General features: G+C 70.9%; 14 protein-coding genes. 5 read left to right on the top strand and 9 right to left on the bottom strand.

Annotated features, from left to right (window positions below; all coding sequences use genetic code 11):
* Window positions 1-2: 2 nt before the first annotated feature.
* The gene (locus IE267_RS00655) at window positions 3-2,885 is read right to left on the bottom strand and encodes a UPF0182 family membrane protein (protein ID WP_189762131.1); all 2,883 of its coding nucleotides are present in this window, start codon (window positions 2,883-2,885) and stop codon (window positions 3-5) included.
* 135 nt (window positions 2,886-3,020) lie between these two features.
* On the opposite strand from IE267_RS00655, the gene IE267_RS00660 reads away from it, so the two are divergent.
* Complete coding sequence (locus IE267_RS00660; protein WP_167157101.1) at window positions 3,021-3,566, top strand: PPA1309 family protein; 546 nt, start codon at window positions 3,021-3,023, stop codon at window positions 3,564-3,566.
* Window positions 3,567-3,592: 26 nt separating this feature from the next.
* Here the strand turns inward: IE267_RS00660 and IE267_RS00665 are convergent, their stop codons facing one another.
* From IE267_RS00665 to IE267_RS00680, 4 genes are all read right to left on the bottom strand, one after another.
* Complete coding sequence (locus IE267_RS00665) at window positions 3,593-4,681, bottom strand: YlbL family protein (RefSeq protein WP_167157103.1); 1,089 nt, start codon at window positions 4,679-4,681, stop codon at window positions 3,593-3,595.
* A 131-nt stretch (window positions 4,682-4,812) separates the two neighbouring features.
* On the bottom strand, window positions 4,813-4,983 hold the full coding sequence (locus tag IE267_RS00670; protein WP_167157105.1) for a hypothetical protein: 171 nt from the start codon (window positions 4,981-4,983) through the stop codon (window positions 4,813-4,815).
* A gap of 143 nt (window positions 4,984-5,126) precedes the next feature.
* Complete coding sequence (locus tag IE267_RS00675; protein ID WP_161249423.1) at window positions 5,127-5,591, bottom strand: molybdenum cofactor biosynthesis protein MoaE; 465 nt, start codon at window positions 5,589-5,591, stop codon at window positions 5,127-5,129.
* 78 nt (window positions 5,592-5,669) lie between these two features.
* Window positions 5,670-6,776 (bottom strand): SDR family oxidoreductase, encoded by a 1,107-nt coding sequence (locus tag IE267_RS00680; RefSeq protein ID WP_167157107.1) that lies wholly within the window; start codon window positions 6,774-6,776, stop codon window positions 5,670-5,672.
* Between the two features lie 189 nt (window positions 6,777-6,965).
* Between IE267_RS00680 and IE267_RS00685 the strand changes: the two genes are divergently transcribed.
* Window positions 6,966-8,441, top strand: a complete 1,476-nt coding sequence (locus IE267_RS00685; RefSeq protein ID WP_189761859.1) for a zinc-dependent metalloprotease — start codon at window positions 6,966-6,968, stop codon at window positions 8,439-8,441.
* Entirely contained in the window at window positions 8,438-8,959 is a 522-nt protein-coding gene (locus tag IE267_RS00690) for an NUDIX hydrolase (RefSeq protein WP_161249429.1), read from the top strand. The genes IE267_RS00685 and IE267_RS00690 overlap by 4 nt, the downstream gene beginning before the upstream one ends.
* Before the next feature lie 111 nt (window positions 8,960-9,070).
* On the opposite strand, the gene IE267_RS00695 is transcribed toward IE267_RS00690, so the two are convergent.
* The 4 genes from IE267_RS00695 to IE267_RS00710 form a co-directional block, all read right to left on the bottom strand.
* The gene (locus tag IE267_RS00695) at window positions 9,071-9,826 is read right to left on the bottom strand and encodes an AIM24 family protein (RefSeq protein ID WP_167157112.1); all 756 of its coding nucleotides are present in this window, start codon (window positions 9,824-9,826) and stop codon (window positions 9,071-9,073) included.
* A 14-nt stretch (window positions 9,827-9,840) separates the two neighbouring features.
* Complete coding sequence (locus tag IE267_RS00700; protein ID WP_167157114.1) at window positions 9,841-10,521, bottom strand: AIM24 family protein; 681 nt, start codon at window positions 10,519-10,521, stop codon at window positions 9,841-9,843.
* 13 nt (window positions 10,522-10,534) lie between these two features.
* Window positions 10,535-12,193 (bottom strand): TerD family protein, encoded by a 1,659-nt coding sequence (locus tag IE267_RS00705; RefSeq protein ID WP_189761860.1) that lies wholly within the window; start codon window positions 12,191-12,193, stop codon window positions 10,535-10,537.
* A gap of 127 nt (window positions 12,194-12,320) precedes the next feature.
* A complete protein-coding gene (locus IE267_RS00710; RefSeq protein ID WP_161258392.1) occupies window positions 12,321-12,917 on the bottom strand; it encodes a M48 metallopeptidase family protein in 597 nt (198 codons plus the stop codon).
* Window positions 12,918-13,139: 222 nt separating this feature from the next.
* Here IE267_RS00710 and IE267_RS00715 point away from each other — a divergent pair, with 222 nt between their 5' ends.
* Window positions 13,140-14,273 (top strand): ThiF family adenylyltransferase, encoded by a 1,134-nt coding sequence (locus IE267_RS00715; protein ID WP_189761861.1) that lies wholly within the window; start codon window positions 13,140-13,142, stop codon window positions 14,271-14,273.
* A gap of 40 nt (window positions 14,274-14,313) precedes the next feature.
* Window positions 14,314-15,738 (top strand): ABC1 kinase family protein, encoded by a 1,425-nt coding sequence (locus IE267_RS00720; protein ID WP_189761862.1) that lies wholly within the window; start codon window positions 14,314-14,316, stop codon window positions 15,736-15,738.
* The last annotated feature ends 24 nt before the right edge of the window (window positions 15,739-15,762 follow it).

The following is a 15,762-nucleotide window of genomic DNA, read 5'->3' on the forward strand; positions in this document are numbered from 1 at the left end:
GCTCAGCTCTTCGGCTTGTTCGCCTTCGCCTCCGAGTCGGCCGCCTGCTGCAGTGCGTCCTGGAGCGCCTTCTGGGCGTCGCCGTAGGCCTTCCAGTCGCCCTTGGCGAGCGCTTTCTGACCGTCGTCGTACGCCTTCTGGGCGTCCTTGATGGCCTGGTCCACCGTGGCGTCGCCGGTGGCCGGCGGCATAGTGGGGGGTGTGGTGGTCGGCGGCGGCGTCGTGGGCGGCGTGGCCCCGTCGGCGCCGAACACCGCGCTGAGCGCGTCCGCCAGGTTGTCCTTGAAGGCGGTCTTGTCCCCGTAGGAGACGCCGACCTTCTTCAGGAGCGGGTAGTTGGCGCTGCCACCGCGTGCGTACACCGGCTCGATGTACAGGAAGCCCCCGCCGAGCGGCACGGTCAGCAGGTTCCCGTAGTCGATCTCGGAGTCGGTGCCTCTCAGGTTCCGTACGAACTCGGCGACTTCGGGCAGGCCGTTGAGCTTGCTCTGCACCTGCTGCGGGCCCTGCACGTTGTCGGTGACCCGGAGCAGTCTGATCTTGCCGTAGTCCTTGCTCGCGGCGTCGGCGTCGACCGCCATGAACCCGCCCAGGTTGGGGCGGCCGTTGGGCGTGAACGTCGTCGTCAGCGAGAACATCTTCCCCTGCGGCTCGGCACCCGGCATCTTCATGGACAGGTAGTACGGCGGAACCGCGTTGTTGTCCTTGTTGGTCGGGTCGTCCGGAACCTGCCAGGCGTCACTGCCGCTGTAGAACTGCGCGGGGTCGGTGACGTGGTAGCGGGTCAGCAGCTCGCGCTGGACCTTGAACATGTCCTGCGGGTAGCGCAGGTGCGAGAGCAGCTCGGCGGGGATGGCGGACTTGGCCTTCACCGTGCCCGGGAACGCCTTCATCCAGGTCTTGAGGACCGGGTCCTTGTCGTCCCACTGGTACAGCGTGACCGTGCCGTCGTACGCGTCGACGGTCGCCTTCACCGAGTTGCGGATGTAGTTGACCTGGTTCTGCTGGGCCACCACCGCCCGCTGGTTGTCGGTCAGCGAGTCCGTCGTGGTCTCACCGAGCGTGGTGCGCGAGGCGTAGGGATAGCCGTTGGTCGTCGTGTACGCGTCGACGACCCACTGGATGTGCTTGCCCACGACCGCCGGGTAGGCGTCGCCGTCGATGGTCAGCCAGGGTGCGACCGCCTCGACGCGCTCCTTCGGGGTGCGGTTGTAGAGGATCTTCGAGCCCTTGCCGATGGCTCCCGAGTACAGGATCTGCGGCTCGTTGAAGGTGACGGCGTAGGCGGCCCGGTTGAAGGGGTTGGACAGGCTCACGCCGCCCTTGCCCTCGAAGCTCGTGGTGACCTGGCCCTTGCCCTCGCTCTCGTAGTCGAGCTCCTTCTGGGGCCCGCCGACGATCGAGTACTGGTCGGTCTTCTCGCCGTAGTAGATGCGCTGCTGGTAGTCGGAGGCGAGCTGGCCGCTGGTGGGCAGCCCCGATTCGGTGAAGTCGGGCGCGCCGTTGACGTCCACGCTGGTGCCCTTGGCCGCGATCGCGCCGAAGCCGTGGGTGTAGGTGAAGTGGTCGTTGATCCAGTTGCGCTTGTCGATGCCCTTGAGGTTGAGCTCGCGCAGCCCGATGACGGTGTCCTGCTCCTTGCCGTCCTTGTCCTTGTACCGGTCCACGTCCAGGGTCGAGGGGAACTGGTAGTACTTGCGCTCCTGCTGGAGCTGCTGGAAGGCGGGCGAGACGACGTTCGGGTCGATCAGGCGGTAGCTCGCCGCCGCGTCGGCGTCCGAGCGCAGCTTCGGGTTGTCCTTGGCGTCGGTGGTGCCCTTGTAGTTCTCCACGTCCGCGTTGTCGATGCCGTACGCCTTGCGGGTGGCATCGATGTTCTTCTGGATGTAGGGGGCTTCCTTGGCCTGCTCGTTGGGCTGGACCTGGAACTTCTGCACGATGGCCGGGTAGAGGCCGCCGATCAGGATCGCCGAGAGCACCATCAGGCCGAAGCCGATGACGGGCAGCTGCCAGGTGCGGCGCCACAGCGTCGCGAAGAACAGCACCGCACAGATGACCGCGATGCAGAACAGGATGGTCTTCGCCGGCAGGTAGGCGTTGGCGTCGACGTACCGAAGGCCCGTCCACTTGTTGGTCGCCTTGAAGTCACTGGACTTGACCGCGAGTCCGTACCGGTCCAGCCAGTACGCCACGGCCTTGAGGATCACGAAGACGCCGAGCAGCACCGAAAGGTGCCCGGTGGCCGCTCCCGTGGCACGCGCGCCGGGGCTGGTGATGCGCAGGCCGCCGTACAGGTAGTGCGTGAGGGCGGCGGCGATGAGCGACAGGACGGCGGCGGCGAAGCCGAAGCCGAGCATGAAGCGGTACCAGGGCAGGTCGAAGGCGTAGAACGACACGTCCAGCTTGAACTGGGGGTCCTTCTGGCCGAACGGCACCCCGTTGACCCACATCAGCCAGGTGCGCCACTGACCGGAGGCCGAGGCGCCGGCGATGAGCCCGATGAGGGCGGTGATCCCGAGCAGCATCCACTTCTTGTACGGGGCGATGCCCATCCGGTAGCGGTCGAGGCTCTGCTGCTCCAGGGACATCGCGCTGAGCGGCGGCCGGAGCCGGTGCGCCAGCCAGATGTTGAGGCCGACGGCGAACGCCATCAGGAGTCCGAAGACGAGGAACAGTCCGATCTTCGTCCACAGCTGGGTGGTGAAGACCGACGAGTAGTGGACCGAGCGGTACCAGAGCCAGTCGGTCCAGAACCCCGCGAACATGACGAAGGCCATGGCGAGCACGGCCAGAATGCCCAGTGTCATCAGCAGGGTCCGGACCCGGCGGGACGGCCGGCCGACTCTGATCCGTGGCCCGGACGGGCCTGAGCCGCGGTCCGGCATCTGGAAAGCCAAGGTGCGCACCTCGAAGTTCGCTGTCGTATGGGCGGGCCCAGCGATCGTAGAGCCCACTCATGCAACTTACTGAGGCTTTACTCAGTTCCCGATCGGGGGGTGAAAGAGGGCAGGATGTTGTCCATGTCCAACGTTTCCCCCTCCGGCCCTCCGATGGCCGCGAGCCCGCTCACCCGCGCGGTGCTCGAAATCGACGAGTACGCATCCGGTCTGGGCTGGGACAAGCCGGCCCGCCTCTTCGCGCTCGTCGACACCGCGAAGCTCCGTGCCCAGGCGCCGAACCTGGTCTCTCCCGCCGACGACGCCCAGGTCTCCGGCCTGACCCCCATCGAGCAGGAGGAGATCCCGCGGAACAAGCCGCTGGACAAGTTCCTCGGCACCATCGCCTGGCCCGACTCGGTGGCCGGCTGCGCGCTCACGGTGGAGCGCATGATGCTGCCGCCGTCCGCCGAGACCTCCGTGCCCGAAGGGCTGAGCGACAGGGAGCTCGCCAAGTGGGTGGCCGCCCACCCCGACCGCCAGGAGGTGCGGATGACGGTGGCGGTACTGCGCGGCGGCGCCCGCGAGTCCGCCATCCGGCTGCGCGAGAAGGACTCCGCCACCGAGGTCCTGACCGGCCCCGACCTGGTGCCGGGCCTCGCCGAGGCACTGGCCGCGACCTTCGTCTAGCGGCCCCGCGGAGGGGGCGGTCGGCGTTACTTGGCCGAGCAGCTCGGCAGGCCGGCCGTGTCCCCCGTGCGGATCTTGTCGAGCGCCTGCCGGGCGTCGTGGATCGTGTCGACCTTGATCAACGTCAGCCCCGAGGGGATGTCCGAGGCGGCCGCGGCGCAGTTGTCCTTGGGCGTCAGGAAGTAGCGCGCGCCGGCCTGGCGTGCGCCGATCAGCTTCATCTCGATGCCGCCGATCGGGCCGACCTTGCCGGTGTCGTCGATCGTGCCGGTGCCCGCCACGAACTTTCCGCCCGTCAGGTCCTCGGGCGTCAGCTTGTCGACGATGCCGAGCGAGAACATGAGCCCCGCGCTCGGCCCGCCGACATCGGCGAGCTTGATGTCGACGCTGAACGGGAACGCGTGGTCCGTGCCGGCCTGGATGCCGACGATGGCCCGGTTGCTGTCCGGTGCCTTCTCCGTGGTGATGGTGATCTTCTCGCCGCCCTCGGGCGCCTTGCCCGCCTTCTTGGCGGCGGCGGTGTCCTTGGCGGGGACAATCGTGAAGACCACGTTCTGGCCGGGCTTGTGCTTGGTGACGAGCGTCGCGACGTCGCCGGGCTTGGTGACCGCAGTGCCGTCGACGGCCTTGATCGCGTCCCCGGCGTGCAGCTTGCCCTCGGCGGGGCTGCCCTTGACGACGGAGGAGACGATGACCCAGCTCTTCACCGGGATGCGCAGCTCGTTCAGGGCCGCGACCTTCGCGCTCTCCTGGGACTGGCTGAACTCCTCGGCGTTCTCCTGGTTGGACTGCTCGTCGGTCTTGCCGTCCGGGTAGAGCGTGTCGTGCGGGACGACGACGCTGTCGTGCGCCAGCCAGCCGTACACGGCCTCGACGAGGTTCATCCGGTAGTCCGCCCCGGTGACCCTGACCGTCGTCATGTTGAGGTGACCGGTCGTCGGGTACGTCTTGTGGCCGGAGATCTGCAGCACCGGCTCGCCGCCGGAGTCGCCGAGCGTGTTCACGGTGGGCCCGGGAGACATCTCCGCGTACGGCACTTTGATGAGCACCCCGGCGCAGAGCAGCGCGATCAGCACGAGGGTGGAGGCGAGCATCGTCGCGGTGCGGCGTGGCATGGAACGACAGTACGGGACCGATCTGTGGGCCCACCCCTGGGGCCGGTCCGTACGGGGGCCGTTGGCGAACGCGTACGGGCAAAGACCGGTGTGCGCCGACGGTCGTGCGTCGGTCGTGCGTCGGTCGTGCGTCAGAGGGCGTCGGATCCGGAGCGGGATTTCTCCATCGCTTCACGGAACCGGCTGTATCCGGCGAGTTCAGCCACATCGCCGGAGGTGCGATCACGGGCGGCCCAGCTCGCCCATATCGCCGCGCCGACAGCAGCGAAAAGCGGAATCAGCAGCCAAGTGAGTACAGCCATTCCGACCTCCCGTCCCCAAATGAGCTACCGCAACCGACAGATCAGCAGATTAGCCATCCGCTGGTTCAACGCTTGCGCCAGGGGTGCGGTTACGCAAATCGGGGCGCATGGCACCCGACGGGGTTTCAGATACGGAGGCCGCGTCAGCAGGCGCCGACCCACTCCTCCGTACCGTCCGAGAAGCGCTGGTGCTTCCAGATCGGGACCTCGTGCTTGAGGTCGTCGATCAGCTTGCGGCAGGCCTCGAAGGCCTCCGCGCGGTGCGGGCAGGACACCGCGACGACGACCGCGATATCTCCGACCTCCAGATCGCCCACACGGTGGACGGCGGCCAGCGCGCGGACCGGATAGTCGGCGACGACCTTCTCGGCCACCCGGCGCATCTCCGCCTCGGCGCTCGGATGGCAGGAGTACCCCAGGGTGTCGACGTCGGTGCCGCCGTCGTGGTTGCGCACGGTGCCGACGAAGAGCGTCGTACCACCCGCCGCGAAGTCGCCCGAGGCCGCGAAGACCTCGTCGACCGAGAGCGGGGTGTCACGGATCGCGAGGAGGCGGATCGGGTCGTGCGCCGCCTGCTCGCCGGGGTGGTCGGGGTACGTGCGTGCCATGGTTCCATCGTGCCGTACGGGAGCGACATCCCGGAATAGCTCTTTCGACCGGGCGCCGCGGCCCTCCGTAGGAGGGTCCTACAGCCCCCGGCGCTTGCGGGCCCTGCGCACCACGGCGGCGGCGCCGAGCAGGGCGACGGTGGCACCGGCGGCACCGGCGGCGGTGGCGTCCTTGCGGCCGAGCCTGCGGCCCGCGACGGTGTGCCGGCCCGCGACCTCTTCGAGGAGCTCGGCGAGCACCTCCTCGTTGGTCCACTGCGGCCGCCAGCCCGCGTCGTGCAGCCGCCCGACGCTCACGACCCAGGGATGCATCGTGTACGCGAGGTCACCGGCCGGCGAGGGCGTGAGTCCGATCCGGTGCAGTCGGGCCGCGGCCCCCAGGGCGACCGCCGAGGGCAGCTCCATGCGGCGGATGCCGCTGAGCTCCTCGACCTCCTCCTGCTCAAGCCATCCGTCGCAGCCCACCGCGAACTCCCCGTCGACCTTCCCGAGCGCGGCGTACTCCAGCGCGCTGCACAGGTCGTCCACGTGGCAGAACTGCCAGGTCGGACGCGATCCGGCGACCACCAGGAGGCGCGGCGACTCGAAGTACCGGGTGAGGGCGGTGTCGGTGCCGCCGACCAGGACGGCGGGCCGGACCACGGTGACGTTGAGGCCGGGGTGGGCGCGCGGGGCCCGCCGTCCCAGCCGCTCGATCTCCAGCAGGTCGCCGACGCCGGTGGCCTCGGCGGTGGCCCGCAGCTCGGCGTCCTCGGAGAGCGGGATGTCGTTGTCGGGCAGCGCCCCGTAGACCATCGCCGAGGTGCACAGCACCACCCGGTGCACGCCCGCGGCGGCCGCGGCGGTCAGCACGGTCTGGGTGCCGCGCACGTTGTAGGCCGTGCGGGCCGCCGCGTCCGTCTCCAGGTCCAGGTCGAGCGCCAGGTGCACGACGACGTCGGCGCCGCGCAGCTTCTCGGCGATCGCCGGGTCCCGTACGTCCAGGATGTGCCAGGTCGCCTCGGAGACCTCGCCCCTGCGCTCGTCGAGGGCGATGACCTGCTTGACCTCGTCGGACGCGGCGAGCCGCGCGGTCAGCAGGGCGCCGATCCCGGACGCGGCACCGGTCACGGCGACGACGGGACCGCGTGATGTTGAGGTTGAGAGGTTTCGCGCTGCGCGAACCTGCGGATCTGGGGAACTCACCGGGCGTCTCCAGCGGTTGTCTTCAGTACGTACGTTAATGACGCGTACGTACCAGGTGGCGTCCATCCTGCCGCAGCCCGCGAGGCGGCGGAGCACCGAGCCCTTATCCCGCTCGGATGTCTACGCTGGTGGTGTTGTGGGGAAGCCGCCGTCGGCAGCAGCCGGCGGCCTGACGAGCCGAGGAAACCCGTGAGTGACACCCCATTCGGATTCGGCCTTCCGCCGGAGGAGCCGGAGAACGGCGACGGCCAGAAGAAGGACCCTGCCGGTGGTGGCCAGGGTGCCGGTGGCCAGGGCGGCAACCCCTTCGGCTTCCCGGGAGCAGCCGGCGGCGAGGACAACCCGTTCGCCGCGATGTTCGGTTCGATGAACCCGAACGACCTGGGCGCGGCCTTCCAGCAGCTCGGCCAGATGCTCAGCTACGAGGGCGGTCCCGTGAACTGGGACATGGCCAAGCAGATCGCCCGCCAGACGGTCGCCCAGGGCACCGCCGACGGCACCAAGGACGAGAGCGTCGGCCCCGCCGAGCGCGCCGCCGTCCAGGAGGCCGTGCGCCTCGCCGACCTGTGGCTCGACGACGCGACGTCGCTCCCCTCGGGCTCCACCACCGCGGTGGCCTGGAGCCGCGCGGAGTGGGTCGAGGCCACGCAGCCGGCCTGGAAGGAACTGGTCGACCCGGTCGCCGAGCGCGTCGGCGCGGCCATGGGCGGTGTGCTGCCCGAGGAGATGCAGGCCATGGCGGGCCCGCTGATCGGGATGATGCGCTCCATGGGCGGCGCCATGTTCGGTCAGCAGATCGGGCAGGCCGTGGGCACCCTCGCGGGCGAGGTCGTCGGCTCGACCGACATCGGGCTGCCGCTCGGCCCGGCCGGCAAGGCCGCGCTGCTCCCGCTGAACATCGAGGCCTTCGGCAAGGACCTGGGCGTCCCCAAGGACGAGATCCGCCTCTACCTGGCCCTGCGCGAGGCCGCCCATCAGCGGCTCTTCGCCCATGTGCCGTGGCTGCGCTCACATCTGTTCGGCGCGGTCGAGGGCTACGCGCGCGGCATCAAGGTCGACACCGCGAAGCTGGAGGACGCGGTCGGCCAGCTCGACGTGTCCAACCCGGAGCAGCTGCAGGAGGCGCTCCAGCAGGGCATGTTCCAGCCGGAGGACACCCCGGAGCAGAAGGCCGCACTGGCCCGCCTGGAGACGGCGCTCGCGCTGGTCGAGGGCTGGGTCGACGCGGTGGTCCACGCGGCTGCCAAGCCCCGGCTCACCTCGGCGGACGCGCTGCGCGAGACGCTGCGACGGCGCCGGGCGACCGGTGGCCCGGCCGAGCAGACCTTCGCCACGCTGATCGGCCTCCAGCTGCGTCCGCGCCGGCTGCGGGACGCCGCGCGCCTGTGGGCCTCGCTCACCGACGCGCGCGGTGTGGACGGCCGGGACGACCTGTGGGAGCACCCCGACATGCTGCCGACGGCCACCGACCTGGACGACCCGGACGGCTTCGTGCACCGCGAGCACCTCGACTTCTCGGAGCTCGACAAGATGCTCGGCGAGGCCGCCGAGCAGAACGGCCCCTCCCTGAAGAAGGACGACGGGAAGCCGGCCGCGAACGGCGAGAGCGACGAGACCGGCGAGACCGGTGCGAACGGCGACGGCAAGGGCGAGTCCGACAAGTGAGCCTGCACGACGACGCCGTCCTGGTACTGAAGGCGTACGAGGGCCAGGCCGAGCTGCGCCAGGCCTACCTGGACCACCTCTCGGCGCACCCCGACGGCATGTGGAAGGCCTGTGGGGCGGGCCATCTGACGGCGAGCGCGCTCGTCATCGACCCGGAGCGGGAGCGGGTGCTGCTCACGCTGCACAAGAAGCTCAACATGTGGCTCCAGATGGGCGGCCACTGCGAGCCGGGCGATGCCACGGTGGCGGCCGCCGCGCTGCGCGAGGCCGAGGAGGAGTCCGGTGTCGCCGGGCTCACGCTGCTCGCGGGCGGGCCCGTCCGCCTCGACCGGCACCCCATCCCGGCACCCTGCCACTGGCACCTGGACATCCAGTACGCGGCGCTCGCCCCGGCCGGCGCGGTCGAGGCGATCAGCGACGAGTCCCTGGACCTGCGCTGGTTCGGCTACGACGAGGTGGCCCAGGTCGCCGACGAGTCGGTGGTCCGCCTCCTGGAGGCGACCCGGGCACGGCTGTAGCCGGAGCCGTGCGGGCAGACCGAAAGCCGAGGCCGTGCCTCAACCGGCAATGAAGTAAGGGGCGTTCACCAAGGGTGAGCGCCCCTTACTCCTGCCTTCGACGGCAGCCGGCTAGCTCCAGGCGTTGCCCTGGTTCTGGGCGTGGGCGCCCTGCTGGCCCATGCCGTACTGGGCGCGCATGCCTTGGCCGATCACCGCGTTCTGCGGGGGCAGCACCTCGCTGGGCTGGACCAGGGCGAAGCCCTGGCCGAGGAAGCTCAGCTCCCAGCCCTCGCCGGTGTTGCCGCGCCGCCGCCACACGCCGGTGGAGTGCGTCTGCGCCTGCATCTGGACGCGCAGCGACGTCGACCAGGCCACGATCGCGTCCGCGTCGGCGTTGACGTACTTCTCGGGCGTGACCTGGAGCATCAGCGGCTGGCCCGAGGTCATCAGGACGACCTTGCCGGTGCCCGTGATGTTGAGCTGGTACTTGCCGGTGCCGGACACCCCGTACTGGCTGTCCACGGCGATGACCTCGTGGTGCAGTGAGGAGTCCATCGCGAGGACGTAGCCGCTGTCGACGGTCAGACCGTCCCGGTCGACGTCCACCACGTGGACGTACTGGGCCAGGTTGGCGAGGTAGACCGTGCCCTGGCCCGAGACGCGCATCAGGTCCAGGCCCTCGCCGGTGCGGGCGCGGGCGTTGCGCTGGCCGTTCGACTGGTACTCGCCGTCGAACTCCATCAGCCCCTGGTAGGCGACCATGGCCCCCTTGCGGGCCAGGAGGTCGTCGTGGCCGGTGAGCACGGCCCGCAGCAACTGCGGGTTCTGCGCCGTGTACCGCTCCGGGGACTGCTGCTCGGTGTAGCTGAAAAGCGGGCTCTGCATGGTGTCTCTCCCCCTCAGCCCCGGGCCCGCAGGCGGTCCGTGCTGTCCTCACTCGGCTGTACGACGACGATGCCCTGGCCCGAGAAGGCCATCTGGTACGCCTCTCCGCTGCCCCGGCCGATCAGCGAGGAGGCCTTGAAACTGCGCTTGCCCTTCACCTTCAGGTTCGGGGACCAGGCGACCAGCGCGTCCGGGTCGACGTACGTCTCGTCCTCGCCGCTGCCGCAGTCGACGACGACCGGCGTGCCGCGGGAGGTCAGCGCGACCCAGCCGGTGCCGGAGATCTTCACGTTGAACAGGCCCTGGCCGGCGAACTTGGCGAGCCCCTTGACCCGTTCGACACCCCACTGCAGGCTCGCGTCGAAGGCGAGCACATTGGTGCCGTTGACCGAGAGCGCGTCGTTGTCGAGGTTGACGATCACGACGTTGGCCCCGTAGTCGGCGAGGTAGAGCAGCCCGTCGCCGGTGCACTTCATGAGGGGCGCGCCCTCGCCGGTGATCCAGTCCCGGGCCATCTGGCGCACGGCGGGCGGGTTGGGCTCGTACTCGATGAAGCCCTCGTAGGCGACCATCGAGCCGACCCGGGCGAACAGGTCCTGGCCGGTGACCATGGCCACCTTGAGCATGGCGCTGCCGTGGTTCTCCATCCGGGCCGCGACGGGGGTGGGGGCATAGCCCGTGAGCTGCTGGTTCATTCTTCGGGCTCCCTCAGACCTCGTACGGCTGGACGACGATGAAGTTGCCGGGGGCGCCCCGGAACTGGAGATTGACGGACTCGCCGCTGTGCCCCGGATAGGCGTTGCGCCGCAGCCGGACCTGGCTGGAGACGATCACCTGGGACGCGGCGGACCAGGCGACGATCGCGTCGCTGTCGGCGAACGTGGTCGGGGTGACCGGCAGCACCACCGGGGTGCCGTGCGTCATCACGACGACGGTGCCGGTGCCCTGGAACAGCATGGTGAACAGGGCGCCACCGGGAATGCCGTGTCCCTCGATACGGCGGACCTCGTACTGGAGGGACTCGTCGAAGGCCAGGACGTGCTCGGCGGAGACGCAGATGCCGTCGCCCTGGAGCTCGATGGGGTGCAGATGGGCGCTGTTCTCGGCGAGGAAGACCTGGCCGCGGCCGGTGCACCGCATCAACTGCATTTCCTGGCCGGTCGCGTTGCCGACGATCCGGCCCGCGAAGCCGGCGCCCTTGTACCCGAAGTCGACCTTGCCCTGGTACATGACCATGCTGCCCTGGCGGGCCAGCACCGGCTGACCGCCGGCCCCGAGATCGACCCGGACGAGCTGCTTGTTCTGCGAGATCCAGCGCTGGCCCGTGGGCAGTTCCTTGTACATCTGGATGGCCGCCTGCAGGCCACCGCCCTGCGGCCGGCCATAGGCGGCGGGCTGTCCATGGGGCGCCGGCCGACCGTACGGAGCGGGGGCACCCGGCGGCGGCACCTGGCCGGGAATGTGACCCGGCCCCTGCCCGAACTGGGGCTGCTGCGGCGGCTGTCCGTAGGGAGGCTGCTGGGGCTGCCCGTACGGCGTCGGCGCGGGCGGCGGCGGCACGGCGCCGGGCACCAGGTGCATCGGCGCGGCGATGGTGGGCGCCGCGTGGATCTGGGGGCTCGGCGCGGGGGCCGGCGCGGGTGGTGGGGTGGACCCCTGGGGCGGCGGCGCGTAGTGCTGCGGAGCAGGCGCGGGCGGTGGCGCGTTGAAGGCGGGCGCGGGCTGCGGGGTCTGCGCCGGGGCGCCGAACTGCGGTGCGGGCGCGCCGACTTGGGGCGGCGGCGCGAAGCCCGGGGCCGCGCCCTGCGGCTCGGGCTGCTGCGGGGCCGCGGGCTCCTCATCCAGGACCTCGCCGCCGAAGTTCTTCAGGAGGGCTTCGAGGCCTCCGTCGAAGCCCTGGCCGACGGCGGCGAACCGCCACACGTCCTTCAGGTAGAAGTCGCCGAGCATGACGGCCCGCTCGGTGCTGAACTCCGCGCCCGTGAAGGAGTACCGGACCACTTCCTCGCCGCCGGCGACGACCCGGATGTAGCCGGGGCCGGCCTGCGACATCTGGCCCGCGCCGTCGAGGGACGCGGTGAAGGAGAGCTTGTGGATGTTCGCCGGAACCCGGTCCAGGGTGACGCGGAACGACTCGGTGTCACCGGCCTGCGCGCCCAGGAGCTGGATCGACTCCTCGGGGGACTTCGGCTGGTTGAAGAAGACGAAGTAACGGTCGTCCGACAGCTGCTCGTTGGCGTCGAGCCCGAAGCAGCTGATGTCGAACGTCAGCCCGGGCCCCCCGATCTGCACGCCCACGTACAGATCCGTCCCTGCCGTGAGATCACTGACCTTGGCCTTGTGGCCGCGCTGGAATTCCCTGGCCATGCGTACCGACCGTCCCCCATCCCGAGGTGAATGCGTCGCGCCAGGCTAACGGCTGCCTCGGACAATCGGCGAAGCCGCTACACATTCGGTACAGAACCGTCGACCCGCATCGCGGGCCCCGCGTTCCTCACTCCTCGCGGGCACCCGGCAGGTGCGGAAGGCGGTCGGCGGCGACCACGCCCTCCAGGTAGCCGCGGGCCCGCTCGGTGCGCGGATAGGCCTCAAGGAGCCGCCAGAACCGGGGGCCGTGGCCCGGCACCAGGAGGTGGGCCAGTTCGTGCAGCAGCACGTAGTCGACGACGTACTCCGGCATCCCCTGCAGCCGGTGCGAGAGGCGGATGCTGCCCTCGGCCGGGGTGCACGAGCCCCAGCGGGTGTTCTGGTTGGTCACCCAGCGCACGGACGCCGGGCGGGCCCGGCCCTCGAAGTACTGCTCGGACAGCCGCTCGGCGCGCTCGGTCAGCTCGGCGTCGCCCAGCATGCGCTTGCTCTCCTGCGCTGCCAGCTTGTCCAGCATCACCGTGACCCAGCGCTGCTCCTCGGCCTCCGACATCCGGGCCGGGATCAGCACGATGGTGCGGTCGCCCTCGCGGTAGGCGGAGACCGTCCTGCTGCGCCGGGCGCTGCGGCGGACCTCGACCGCGCTCGTCGCCGGACCGCGTGGCGGCAGGCCGGAGGGGCTGCGCGGCGGGCTTCCGGCACTCTGCAGTGGGTCGGCGGGCACGCCCCGACGTTACCCGCTGGCAGTGGGGGAAGTCCCGCCTCCGGGACGGTTGAGCCATGATCCATCCGCTGGGGTGCAGCATTCGGATGACTAATACCCCACGCCTGTGGACAACTTTTCCCACCCCTCGGCGCAGCCGTGCATTCTGGCCTCATGCCGCACGGGAGCCTGCGATCGGGCAGGTTCCGGGGACGTACGGGCACGACGACGGGGGTTCTCGCGATGCATCCGATGCTGAAGCCGGCGCTGCGCCGGGCCTGGCGGGACCGGTCGACCGTGCAGTTCGGGATCACCCCCGCGCAGGCGGTGGTCGTGTCGCCGGTGGACCCGGCGACGGGCCATTTCCTGGAACTGCTCGACGGCACACAGGGCCTGCCGATCCTGTACGAGCGGGCGCGCGCCCTGGATCTGCCACCGGGCCAGGTGGACGAGCTGGTGACCCGGTTGACCGCGGCCGGCGTGGTCGACGATCCGACGGCCGGCGGCCCGGCGGCGGACGCGCTGCGCGATCGGACGGGCGCGCTGGAGCGATTGCGGCCGGATCTGGCCTCCCTCTCCCTCGTCCACCCCGAGCCGGGCGACGCGGCGGCCAGACTCGCCGCCCGCGGGGCCGTACGGGTCCAGGTCCGGGGCGCCGGGCGGGTCGGCGCGAGCGTCGCGGCGCTGCTCTCGGGCGCCGGGGTGGGCCGGGTCGACGTCCTGGACGGTGGCCTCGCACAGCCGGGGGACGTGGCGCCCGGCGGGCTGCCCGAGGGGGCGGTGGGCGAACGCCGCGCGGCGGCGGCGGGACAGCTCGTCCGGCGGACGGCGCCGGGCGGGTCGCCGCGACGGGCCCGGGAGGCGGAGCAGACGCCGCTCTCCCTCATCGTGGTCGTCCCGCGCGATCCCCTCGATGTGTACGCGCCGAACGCGGCAGACGCCGAGGAGTGGATCGGGGGTGGAATTCCCCATCTCTATGCGGGAGTTGTGGAGACGACCGGGCTGGTGGGCCCGCTGGTCCTGCCGGGCGGCACGGGCTGTGCGGGCTGCCTCTCACTCGGCCGCGCGGAACGCGACCCCGCCTGGCCGCGGCTGCTCGCGCAGTGGCGCTCGGGGCGGCGGCACACCGCCGTACCGGCCTGTGACCTGGCCCTTGCGGCCGCGGTGGCCGGCCTCGCGGCCGCGCACGCGCTGGCGTTCCTCGACGGCGGCCTTCCGGCGAGCACCGGCACCCGCTGGGAGGCCTCGCTCCCGCAGCTCGACTGGCGGTCCGCCCCGATCACGCCACACCGTGACTGCTTCTGCGGCGCGGTCGGGAACACTCGGGGGGAGCAGGCCGCCGGGGCCGCCCGGGCGCAGGACACAATGGCCCGGTAACGCCTGCGAGGGCGCTGCTGTCTGGGATTTGGAGGGGCTCATGTCTGATCTTCCCCGGAAGGCGGTCACCCGGACCGCCAAGCTGGCCGCTCTGCCACTTGGCTTCGCCGGCCGGGCGACCTGGGGCCTGGGCAAGCGGATCGGCGGCAAGTCGGCGGAGCTGGTCGCCCGCGAGCTTCAGCAGCGCACCGCCGAGCAGCTCTTCAAGGTCCTCGGCGAGCTCAAGGGAGGGGCGATGAAGTTCGGGCAGGCGCTGTCCGTCTTCGAGTCCGCCCTCCCGGAAGAGGTCGCGGGTCCCTACCGGGCCGCCCTGACCAAGCTCCAGGAGGCCGCGCCCCCGATGCCGACCAGCACGGTCCACGGCGTGCTGGAGCGGCAGATCGGCGCCGACTGGCGGGAGTTGTTCCTGGAGTTCGACGAGAAGCCGGCGGCCGCCGCCTCCATCGGGCAGGTGCACCGGGCGGTGTGGCACGACGGGCGCACGGTGGCCGTCAAGGTGCAGTACCCGGGGGCGGGCGAGGCGCTGCTCTCGGACCTCACCCAGCTGAGCCGGTTCGCCCGGCTGCTCGGGCCGTTGATCCCCGGGATGGACATCAAGCCGCTCATCTCCGAGCTGCACGACCGGGTCTCGGAGGAGCTGGACTACGAGCTGGAGGCGCGGGCCCAGCGGGAGCACGCCGAGGAGTTCGCGGGCGATGCCGATGTGCTGGTGCCCGATGTGGTGCACCAGTGCGACCAGGTCCTGGTCACCGAGTGGATCGAGGGGATACCGCTCTCGGACGTGATCAGGGACGGCACACCGGAGCAGCGCGACCGCGCCGGTCAGCTCCTCACCCGGTTCCTCTTCTCGGGCCCGGCCAGGACCGGGCTGCTGCACGCCGACCCGCATCCGGGCAACTTCCGGCTGCTGGCGCCGGAGAAGGACGGCGGCCCCTGGCGGCTCGGCGTCCTGGACTTCGGCACGGTGGACCGGCTGCCCGGCGGCCTGCCCTCGACCATCGGCGAATCCCTGCGGATGACGCTGGAGGGCGAGGCCGAGGCGGTGTACGAGCGGCTGCGCGAGGAGGGCTTCGTCAAGGAGTCCATCGAGCTCGACCCGGACGCGGTGCTCGACTATCTGGTGCCGATCATCGAGCCCGCCCAGGCCGACGAGTTCACCTTCAGCCGGAGCTGGATGCGCGGGCAGGCGGCCCGAATCGCCGATCCCCGCTCTCCGGCCCACCAGTTGGGCAAGCAGCTCAACCTGCCGCCGTCGTATCTGCTGATACACCGCGTGACGCTGTCCACCATCGGGGTGCTGTGCCAGCTGGACGCGACGGTGCGGATGCGGGCCGAGTTGGAGGAGTGGCTGCCGGGGTTCCTGGCGGACGCGTCGCCCGATGCGGAGCCCGTCGCGGTCGCGGAGCCGACGGTCGAAGCGGTGGCGGAGCCGGCGGTCGAGGCGGTGGCGGCCGAGGAGGCGTGAGGGCGGGCGCCCGGCACGGCCGCG

It is taken from the genome of Streptomyces xanthochromogenes (assembly GCF_014650455.1).
In the GTDB taxonomy this organism is placed as follows: domain Bacteria; phylum Actinomycetota; class Actinomycetes; order Streptomycetales; family Streptomycetaceae; genus Streptomyces; species Streptomyces xanthochromogenes.

Bases quoted from the DNA above. Each gene is read 5' to 3' on its own strand.
- IE267_RS00655 (WP_189762131.1), bottom strand. From the start codon at position 2,885: ATGCCGGACCGCGGCTCAGGCCCGTCCGGGCCACGGATCAGAGTCGGC.
- IE267_RS00660 (WP_167157101.1), top strand. From the start codon at position 3,021: ATGTCCAACGTTTCCCCCTCCGGCCCTCCGATGGCCGCGAGCCCGCTC.
- IE267_RS00665 (WP_167157103.1), bottom strand. From the start codon at position 4,681: ATGCCACGCCGCACCGCGACGATGCTCGCCTCCACCCTCGTGCTGATC.
- IE267_RS00670 (WP_167157105.1), bottom strand. From the start codon at position 4,983: ATGGCTGTACTCACTTGGCTGCTGATTCCGCTTTTCGCTGCTGTCGGC.
- IE267_RS00675 (WP_161249423.1), bottom strand. From the start codon at position 5,591: ATGGCACGCACGTACCCCGACCACCCCGGCGAGCAGGCGGCGCACGAC.
- IE267_RS00695 (WP_167157112.1), bottom strand. From the start codon at position 9,826: ATGCAGAGCCCGCTTTTCAGCTACACCGAGCAGCAGTCCCCGGAGCGG.
- IE267_RS00700 (WP_167157114.1), bottom strand. From the start codon at position 10,521: ATGAACCAGCAGCTCACGGGCTATGCCCCCACCCCCGTCGCGGCCCGG.
- IE267_RS00705 (WP_189761860.1), bottom strand. From the start codon at position 12,193: ATGGCCAGGGAATTCCAGCGCGGCCACAAGGCCAAGGTCAGTGATCTC.
- IE267_RS00715 (WP_189761861.1), top strand. From the start codon at position 13,140: ATGCATCCGATGCTGAAGCCGGCGCTGCGCCGGGCCTGGCGGGACCGG.
- IE267_RS00720 (WP_189761862.1), top strand. From the start codon at position 14,314: ATGTCTGATCTTCCCCGGAAGGCGGTCACCCGGACCGCCAAGCTGGCC.